We start from the raw sequence: 8,337 nt of genomic DNA on the forward strand, positions 1-8,337 counted from the left end.
CCGCGTAGCGCCATGCCGCCATTGCCGCGCAACATGGCGTGGAACTGGTGGCGCTGGAGCAGCAGGCCGTGGATGAGGATTTCGACGTGGTCATCAACGCCACCGCCAGCAGCCTGGCCGGTGCCGAGGTGCCCGTGCCGGCCCGCGTGCTGCGCCCTGGCAGCCTGGCCTACGACATGATGTACGGCCCCGCGGCTCAGGGCTTCATGCAGTGGGCCGAACAGCACGGCGCCACGGCCCGCGACGGGCTGGGCATGCTGGTGGAGCAGGCGGCCGAATCGTTTGCGCTGTGGCGCGGCGTGCGCCCGCCCTCGGCCCAGGTGCTGAACGAGCTGCGCGCCCATATTGCTCAAGGCGGCTGAGCGCTTCATGAAATCCCTGGCACGCGCCCTGCTGCTGGTGCTGTGCGCCGGCCTGCTGCTGCAGCTGTTCTTCGTGCTGCGCATTGCGCTGATGGTGGTGGTCGATCCCGAGTCCACAGCCTTCCAGCGCTCCGAAGCCTGGCAGATGCTGCGCAGCTCCGAAGGCCTGCACTGGAGCCAGCAATGGCTGCCCTATGACCGCATCGCGCCCACGCTCAAGCGCGCCGTCATTGCCTCCGAAGACGACAGCTTCACCGAACACCACGGGGTGCAATGGGAAGCCATCGAGAAAGCCTGGCAGCGCAACCAGCGCGCCGAAGCCCGGGCCATGAAGGCCGACAACGGCAAGGCGCCCAAGATCTATGGCGGCTCCACCATCACGCAGCAGCTGGCCAAGAACCTGCTGCTGTCGGGCGAACGCAGCCTGCTGCGCAAGGGGCAGGAACTGGTGCTGACCCAGCTGCTGGAACTGATGCTGAGCAAGCAGCGCATCCTGGAGATCTACCTCAACAGCGTGGAATGGGGCCAGGGCGTGTTCGGCGCCGAGGCGGCCGCTCGCCACTACTTCCGCAAGAGCGCCTCCCAGCTCAGCGCCGCCGAGGCCGCGCGCCTGGCCGTGATGCTGCCCCAGCCCAAGCGCTTCGAGAAGCTGCCCAACTCCGGCTATCTGCTGCAGCGCACGCGCACGGTCATGCAGAGAATGCCCAGCGCCGTCGTCCCCTGAACAGCTACATTCACCCCATGCGCATCCTTGGAATCGACCCCGGTCTGCAGACCACGGGATTCGGCGTGATCGACGTCGACGGCCACCGCCTGGCCTATGTGGCCAGCGGCACCATCCGCACCACGGGCATCGCGCTCGGCGACCTGCCGGGCCGGCTCAAGCTTCTGTTCGACGGCATCTCGGAAGTCGCCAGCCGCTACCAGCCCGACACCTCGGCCGTGGAAATCGTCTTCGTCAACGTCAATCCCCAGTCCACGCTGCTGCTGGGCCAGGCACGCGGCGCCGCGCTCACGGCCCTGGTCAACGCCGGCCTGCCGGTGGCCGAGTACACGGCACTGCAGATGAAGAAGGCCATGACCGGCCATGGCCGCGCGGCCAAGAGCCAGATCCAGGAAATGGTGCGCCGCCTGCTGCAACTGCCCGGCCTGCCCGGCACCGATGCCGCCGATGCCCTGGGCCTGGCCATCACCCACGCCCATGCAGGCGCCGCCATGACGAAGATGGCCGAGGTCACGCAGCTGCAGCGCCGCCAGCATGCGGTCTACAAAGGTGGGCGCGTCTACTAGGACACCAGTGCTTGGCCACCCTGCTCGGCCCTGAGCCTGATCCATTGCGCGATCCGGGGGAACACATCGGATTGCGCGTTGCCGGCCATCAGCAACCTGCTGTGGCTGTAGTCTTCGACAAAACCGGTGGCCTTGCCACACAGCACGAACTCCACATCCGTCCCGCCGAAAGCGCTTGCCAGCGCTTCGCACCCCTGCCAGGGTGCAATCAGGCGGTCTCCAGCACCCGCCAGCGCCAGAACGGGAATACGCACCTGGGAGAGTGCCTGCAGGTAGTTCATGCCGTCATGTCCCACAAATCGGCGCTGGAGATTCCACTGACACCACTGGCGCATCAGTTGGCCGCTTTCCGCCTCGGGCCCCACCATGCGGTTGGCTACCAGCCAGTTCCGGCGGCCTATCCACGCCAGGTAACCCCGGATCCTGGCCCAGGCCAGCGGTGTGGCGGCAGCATGGGTGGCCTGGGCGGCCAGCAGCACGACACCGGCCAGATGGTCCCGAGCCACATCGGGATTGCGAGCGGCCCAGATGGCTGCCGCAATGCCGCCCCCGCTGTGGCCTATCAGGGTCAAAGGCCGGCCCTGCTCCTCGCTGCGGATGGCCTCGATGGCACTGGCGATGTCATGCCTGGCCACGGCTTCCAGATCATGACCATGGCCGCAGGCCGGGTTCCGTCCATGGCCGCGCCAGTCGAAGAGCCAAGTGCCGAATCCCTGCGCCGCCAGATACGCGCCGAGCCGGTCGCAGGATGCGGTGCCGGAGAAGGTGCCGTGCGTGATGGCCACGACAGGCCCCTGGACGCAGCCGCTGCGCACCAGCACAAGGGTGTGGCCGTCGCCGGCCCGGATCCGAATTTCCTTCATGGCGGCCCGGCAGTCTCCGCAATGGCGGCAGCGCAGCCCATTCAGGACCTCAGACGATGCGTCCAAAGAACAGCACGGCGAAGAAGGTCACGCCGGCAATCACGGTCCACTTGAGGATGATGAAGCCCCAGCGCTTGTAGCGGGGCTGGCCCGTGCCCAGGTAGAACGCAAAGGACACGGCTGATGCCAGCAGCAGCACGGTGGCCAGCCAGCGGAAGATCAGCATGGCGGCGCCCGCCTCACCAGGCCCGCGCGGGCTGGGCGAAGCCCTTGGGCGCCTGGCGCTCGCTGTCGAAGCTGACCAGTTCCCAGGCGTCGGGCTGGGCCAGCAGGGCACGCAGCAGCTGGTTGTTCATGCCGTGGCCCGAGCGGAAGGCGCTGTAGGCGGCCAGCAGGGGCCTGCCGATCAGGTACAGGTCGCCGATGGCGTCCAAGATCTTGTGCTTGGCGAACTCGTCGTCGTAGCGCAGGCCGTCGCTGTTGAGCACCTTGTAGTCGTCCATGACGATGGCGTTGTCCATGCCGCCGCCCAGCGCCAGGCCGTGGCTGCGCAGCATTTCCACGTCCTTGGTGAAGCCGAAGGTGCGCGCGCGTGCGATGTCGCGCGTGTAGTTGTCCTCGCCCATGTCGAACTCCACGCACTGGCCGGTGGAGTCCACGGCAGGATGGGCGAAGTCGATCTCGAAGCGCAGCTTGAAGCCGTGGTACGGGTCGAAGCGTGCCCACTTGAGGTTCTGGCCCTCGCCCTCGCGCACCTCGACGGGGCGGATGACGCGGATGAAGCGCTTGGGCGCCTTCTGCAGCTCGATGCCCGCGCTTTGCAGCAGGAATACGAAGGAGGCGGAGGAGCCGTCTAGGATGGGCACTTCCTCGGCGGTGATGTCTATGTAGATGTTGTCGAGCCCGAGGCCGGCGATGGCCGACATCAGGTGCTCCACGGTATGCACCTTGGCGCCGCCCGTGCCGATGGTCGAGGCCATGCGCGTGTCGGTGACGGCTTCGGCGGAGATCGGGATGTCCACGGGCTCCGGCAGGTCCACGCGACGGAACACGATGCCGGTGTCGGGCTGCGCGGGACGCAGCGTCAATTCGACGCGCTGGCCGCTGTGCAGACCCACGCCCACGGCACGGGTGATCGTCTTGATGGTGCGTTGTTGGAGCATCCGGCTATTTTAAAGTGCGGCAGCCGTGCGCAGGGCATGGCCCTGGCACGGCATTCGCTATCACAACCATGCAGCGACCGTATCGGCCGCTGCTCAGTCAGCCTGCTTGCGCAGGAAGGCCGGGATTTCCAGATCGTCCATGCCGCCGGAGGCCAGGGCATCGACGCGGGCAGCGGCCTGCGTGCGGTTGGTACGCCAGACGCTGGGCACCGACATGTTGTTGGCATAGTCGGCGCCGCCAGCAGCACCGCCGACCAGGCCGCCGGCTGCCGTTGCGGCACCCATGGAGGCCGAAGGCAGCTGGTAGCTCATGTTGTCGGTACCGGTGCGCAGGCCGCCCTGCACCACCTGCATGTTCTGGCGGCGTGCGCTGGGGCGCGACAGGCCGGTGGCCACCACGGTGACGCGGATTTCGTCACCCAGGCTGTCGTCGTAGGCAGCGCCGTAGATCACATGCGCATCGGGCGAGGCGTAGGCATTGATGGTGCTCATGGCCAGGCGCGACTCGGACAGCTTGAGGCTGCCCTTGGCGGCCGTGACCAGCACCAGCACGCCCTTGGCGCCCGACAGGTCGATGCCCTCCAGCAGCGGGCAGGCCACGGCCTGCTCGGCAGCGATGCGCGCGCGGTCGGGGCCGGCGGCCTTGGCCGTGCCCATCATGGCCTTGCCGGGTTCGCCCATGACGGTGCGCACGTCTTCGAAGTCGACGTTCACATGGCCGTACTCGTTGATGATTTCGGCAATGCCGCCCACGGCGTTCTTGAGAACGTCGTTGGCATGGGCAAAGGCCTCGTCCTGCGAGATGTCGTCGCCCAGCACGTCCAGCAGCTTCTCGTTGAGCACGACGATCAGCGAATCGACGTTGGCTTCGAGTTCGCTCAGGCCGCTGTCGGCGTTGGCCATGCGTCGGCCGCCTTCCCACTCGAAGGGCTTGGTGACCACGCCCACGGTGAGGATGCCCATTTCCTTGGCCACGCGCGCGATCACGGGCGCAGCGCCCGTGCCCGTGCCGCCGCCCATGCCGGCTGTGATGAACAGCATGTGCGCGCCTTCGATGGCAGTGCGGATGTCGTCCTCGGCCAGCTCGGCGGCTTCGCGGCCCTTGTCGGGCTTGCTGCCCGCACCCAGGCCGCTGCCACCGAGCTGGATGGTGCGGTGGGCGCTGCTGCGCAGCAGCGCCTGCGCGTCGGTGTTGGCGCAGACGAACTCCACGCCCTGCACGTTGCGCGCAATCATGTGCTCGACGGCATTGCCGCCGCCGCCGCCAACGCCGATCACCTTGATCTGCGTACCCTGGTTGAATTCTTCAACTTCAATCATGTCGATGGGCATGTTGGTTCTCCTGTAGCTCTCTGTAAGTGGTCACCACCGTCTGGGGAAAATTCTGTCTTCTGTCCGGTATTCGGAAGCCGGTGGGCGGGCCGGTAATGCGCAGTCGATGAAAGCACATATCAAAAGTTCCCCACGATGAAGTCTTTGAAACGGCCAAAAGCGGTCTTCATCGACCCACTCTTTTGTGCCACCTTGAAACCGCGCAGGCGAGCCAGGCGGGCCTCTTCGAGCAATCCCATCACGGTGGCGGCGCGGGGTTGAGCCACCATGTCAGCCAATGCGCTCGAATACTTGGGGATGCCGCGGCGCACGGGCTTGAGGAAGATGTCCTCGCCCAGTTCCACCATGCCCGGCATGACGGCGCTGCCGCCGGTCAGCACGATGCCCGAGGACAGCACTTCCTCGTAGCCTGAATCGCGCACCACCTGCTGCACCAAAGAAAAAATCTCTTCCACGCGCGGCTCGATCACGCCGGCCAGCGCCTGCTTGCTGATCATGCGCGGGCTGCGGTCGCCCAGGCCCGGCACTTCGACCTGGGCGTCGGGGTCGGCCAGCAACTGCTTGGCATAGCCGCTTTCGACCTTGATGTCCTCGGCGTCCTTGGTGGGCGTGCGCAGCGCCATGGCGATGTCGCTGGTGATCAGGTCGCCCGCGATGGGAATGACGGCCGTGTGCCGGATGGCGCCGCCCGTGAAGATGGCCACGTCGGTGGCGCCCGCGCCGATATCGACCACGGCCACGCCCAGCTCGCGCTCGTCATCGGTGAGCACGGCCTGGCTCGATGCCAACGGGTTGAGCAGCAGCTGCTCGACCTCCAGGCCGCAGCGGCGCACGCATTTGATGATGTTCTCGGCCGCGCTCTGCGCGCCCGTGACGATGTGGATCTTGGCCTCCAGGCGGATGCCGCTCATGCCGATGGGCTCGCGCACTTCCTGGCCGTCGATCACGAATTCCTGCGGCTCGACCAGCAGCAGCCGCTGGTCCGAGGAGATGTTGATGGCCTTGGCCGTCTCCATCACCCGCGCCACGTCGGTGGCCGTGACTTCCTTGTCCTTGATGGCCACCATGCCGCTGGAGTTCAGGCCGCGGATGTGGCTGCCGGTGATGCCGGTGCACACGCGCTGGATCTTGCAGTCGGCCATCAGCTCGGCCTCCTTCAGCGCCTGCTGGATGCTCTGCACCGTGGCGTCGATGTTGACCACCACGCCACGCTTGAGTCCGTTGCTCGGGGCCACGCCGAGGCCGGCGAGCTTGAGTTCGCCGTTGTACAGGACCTCGGCGACCACGACCATGACCTTGGCCGTGCCGATGTCCAGTCCGACGATCACATCTTTGTATTCTCTTGCCATATCAGCATCCGCCCCCGGTTGGTTCTGTCCTGTCGCTGTGTCGCTGCTTGGTGTGCATGTACATAGGTCTGTCCTCCCTCGTCTTCAGCGTCGGGGACGCACTGCAGCCGGCGCCTTGGCCGTGCCGGTGGTCACACCGCGCAGCCTCAGCGCATATCCGTCTTCGTAGCGCAGGTCGGCCGACTCGATGGCGTCGGCCTTGCGCTTGTATTGGGTCGTGATCTGGGGCAGCGTGCGCACGAAGCGCTGCACGCGCTGCAGCACGGCCTCCACGCTGCCGCCACCCAGTTCGATCTGTGCGTCGTTGGCCAGCCTGAGCTGCCAGCTGCCGCGCGCATTGAGCGTCAGCCCGTCGATCTCCACATCCAGCGGCCCCAGCGCCGGCACCAGCAGCCGGTACATCTGCAGCATCTGCGGGGCGCTGTCCTCGGGGCCCTGCAGGCGCGGCAGGCCGTCGCGGTCCAGCTCGCCCAGGTTGGCCTCGAAGACCTCGCCGAAGCTGTTGACCAGGCCGGTGCCCGAATCAGGCCCCCAGAAGGCCTCGGCCACATGCTCGTGCAGGATGACGCGCAGGCTGTTGGGATAGTCGCGGCGCACCTGCGCCTCGCGCACCCAGGGCACCTGCTCGAACGCCGCCTTGGCGGCCTTGAGATCCACGGTGAAGAAGTTGCCCGTGAGCACCGGCGCCACATTGGCGCGCAGCGTCACCGCGTTGTTGTGCACCAGCTCGCCCTCGACCACGATGCGGCCGATGTTGAAGGCCGGATGGCGCAGCGCCCACCAGCTCACCGCTGCCAGCCCCAGCGCAGCCACGCCCACGAACAGGACCGTGGCGGTCACGTTCATGAGCTTGACGTCGAAGGGGGCCGGCAGGGAGTAGCTCATGCGTGCTCCTGCTCCGGTTGCGCGTCCAGCGCGGCGCTGGCCAGGATGCCCAGGCACAGGTTTTCGTAGCTCACGCCGATGGCGCGGGCCGACATGGGCACCAGCGAGTGGCCCGTCATGCCCGGCGAGGTGTTGATCTCCAGCAGGAAGGGCTTGCGGTCGCTGGCGCGGATCATGATGTCGGCGCGCGACCAGCCGCGGCAGCCCAGCGTGCGGAAGGCCCGCACGACGATGCGCCGGATCTCGGCCTCTTCCTCGGCAGGCAGGCCGCTGGGGCAGTGGTACTGGGTGTCGTCGGTGAAGTACTTGTTCTGGTAGTCGTAGTTGCCTTCGGGCGCGACGATGCGGATCACGGGCAGGGCGTGGGCGCCCTCGCCGGTTCCGAGCACGGGGCAGGTGGTTTCGTCGCCTTCGATGAACTCTTCGCAGAGCACTTCGGGGTCGTACCGGGAGGCCAGCACATAGGCCTGCTCGCATTCCTCGGCTGTCCAGACCTTGGTCAGGCCGATGGTCGAGCCCTCGCGCGAGGGCTTGACTATCATGGGCGCGCCCAGCGCCTGCAGCGCGGCGCGGGTCTCGTCGGCGCTGGCGACCAGCCGCCAGTCGGGCGTGGGCAGACCCTCGAAGCGCCAGATGCGCTTGGTCATGATCTTGTCCATGGCGATGCTGGAGGCCATCACGCCGGGGCCCGTGTACGGGATGCCCAGCAGCTCCAGCGCGCCCTGCACCGTGCCGTCCTCACCGTAGCGGCCATGCAGCGCGATGAAGCAGCGGTCGAAACCGTCCTTCTTCAACTCGCCCAGGTCCCGCTCGGCGGGGTCGAAGGCATGGGCATCCACGCCCTGCGACAGCAGGGCCTTGAGCACGCCCGTGCCCGACATCAGCGAGACCTCGCGCTCGGCCGAGCGGCCGCCCAACAGCACGGCCACCTTGCCCAGGGCCTTGACATCGATCTGGGTGCCGAAGCTGCTCATTGCGCAGCTCCCTGCTGCGCCTGCAGCTCTTGTTTCTGAAGCATTTCAACCAACTTTCCGGGCACGGCGCCAATCGAGCCGGCCCCCATGCACAACAGCACGTCGCCATCGCGGGCGTG

The 8,337-nt window shown here is 67.0% G+C and carries 9 protein-coding genes and 1 pseudogene; 3 read left to right on the forward strand and 7 right to left on the reverse strand.

Annotated elements, in window-relative coordinates; translation table 11 throughout:
• Positions 1 to 11 precede the first annotated feature (11 nt).
• The 3 genes and pseudogenes from aroE to ruvC all read left to right on the forward strand — a co-directional run.
• Positions 12 to 362: pseudogene (aroE, locus tag L995_RS30585) on the forward strand (shikimate dehydrogenase); the annotation flags it as partial.
• 7 nt (positions 363 to 369) lie between these two features.
• The gene (gene mtgA / locus L995_RS30590; RefSeq protein ID WP_016448022.1) at positions 370 to 1,086 is read left to right on the forward strand and encodes a monofunctional biosynthetic peptidoglycan transglycosylase; all 717 of its coding nucleotides are present in this window, start codon (positions 370 to 372) and stop codon (positions 1,084 to 1,086) included.
• A gap of 17 nt (positions 1,087 to 1,103) precedes the next feature.
• Positions 1,104 to 1,652 (forward strand): crossover junction endodeoxyribonuclease RuvC, encoded by a 549-nt coding sequence (gene ruvC, locus L995_RS30595; protein ID WP_016448023.1) that lies wholly within the window; start codon positions 1,104 to 1,106, stop codon positions 1,650 to 1,652.
• On the opposite strand, the gene L995_RS30600 is transcribed toward ruvC, so the two are convergent.
• From L995_RS30600 to L995_RS30625, 7 genes are all read right to left on the reverse strand, one after another.
• Positions 1,649 to 2,437 carry an alpha/beta fold hydrolase gene (locus tag L995_RS30600; protein WP_231574571.1) on the reverse strand — a complete coding sequence of 263 codons (789 nt, stop codon included), beginning with the start codon at positions 2,435 to 2,437 and terminating at the stop codon, positions 1,649 to 1,651. The two genes, ruvC and L995_RS30600, sit on opposite strands and share 4 nt — an antisense overlap.
• Before the next feature lie 127 nt (positions 2,438 to 2,564).
• Positions 2,565 to 2,741: a hypothetical protein gene (locus L995_RS34105; protein WP_016448025.1), complete on the reverse strand. Its 177-nt coding sequence runs from the start codon at positions 2,739 to 2,741 to the stop codon at positions 2,565 to 2,567.
• Positions 2,742 to 2,754: 13 nt separating this feature from the next.
• Positions 2,755 to 3,678, reverse strand: coding sequence for a UDP-3-O-acyl-N-acetylglucosamine deacetylase (lpxC, locus tag L995_RS30605; protein WP_012203406.1), 924 nt, complete (start codon positions 3,676 to 3,678; stop codon positions 2,755 to 2,757).
• A 93-nt stretch (positions 3,679 to 3,771) separates the two neighbouring features.
• The gene (gene ftsZ, locus L995_RS30610; RefSeq protein WP_016448027.1) at positions 3,772 to 5,010 is read right to left on the reverse strand and encodes a cell division protein FtsZ; all 1,239 of its coding nucleotides are present in this window, start codon (positions 5,008 to 5,010) and stop codon (positions 3,772 to 3,774) included.
• 119 nt (positions 5,011 to 5,129) lie between these two features.
• Positions 5,130 to 6,359, reverse strand: coding sequence for a cell division protein FtsA (ftsA, locus tag L995_RS30615; RefSeq protein ID WP_012203404.1), 1,230 nt, complete (start codon positions 6,357 to 6,359; stop codon positions 5,130 to 5,132).
• A gap of 84 nt (positions 6,360 to 6,443) precedes the next feature.
• The gene (locus tag L995_RS30620) at positions 6,444 to 7,244 is read right to left on the reverse strand and encodes a cell division protein FtsQ/DivIB (RefSeq protein ID WP_016448028.1); all 801 of its coding nucleotides are present in this window, start codon (positions 7,242 to 7,244) and stop codon (positions 6,444 to 6,446) included.
• On the reverse strand, positions 7,241 to 8,218 hold the full coding sequence (locus L995_RS30625; RefSeq protein WP_017404614.1) for a D-alanine--D-alanine ligase: 978 nt from the start codon (positions 8,216 to 8,218) through the stop codon (positions 7,241 to 7,243). The genes L995_RS30620 and L995_RS30625 overlap by 4 nt, the downstream gene beginning before the upstream one ends.
• Between the last annotated feature and the right edge of the window lie 119 nt (positions 8,219 to 8,337).

This window comes from Delftia sp. ZNC0008 (genome assembly GCF_000799035.1).
Classification (GTDB): Bacteria; Pseudomonadota; Gammaproteobacteria; order Burkholderiales; family Burkholderiaceae_C; genus Comamonas; species Comamonas tsuruhatensis.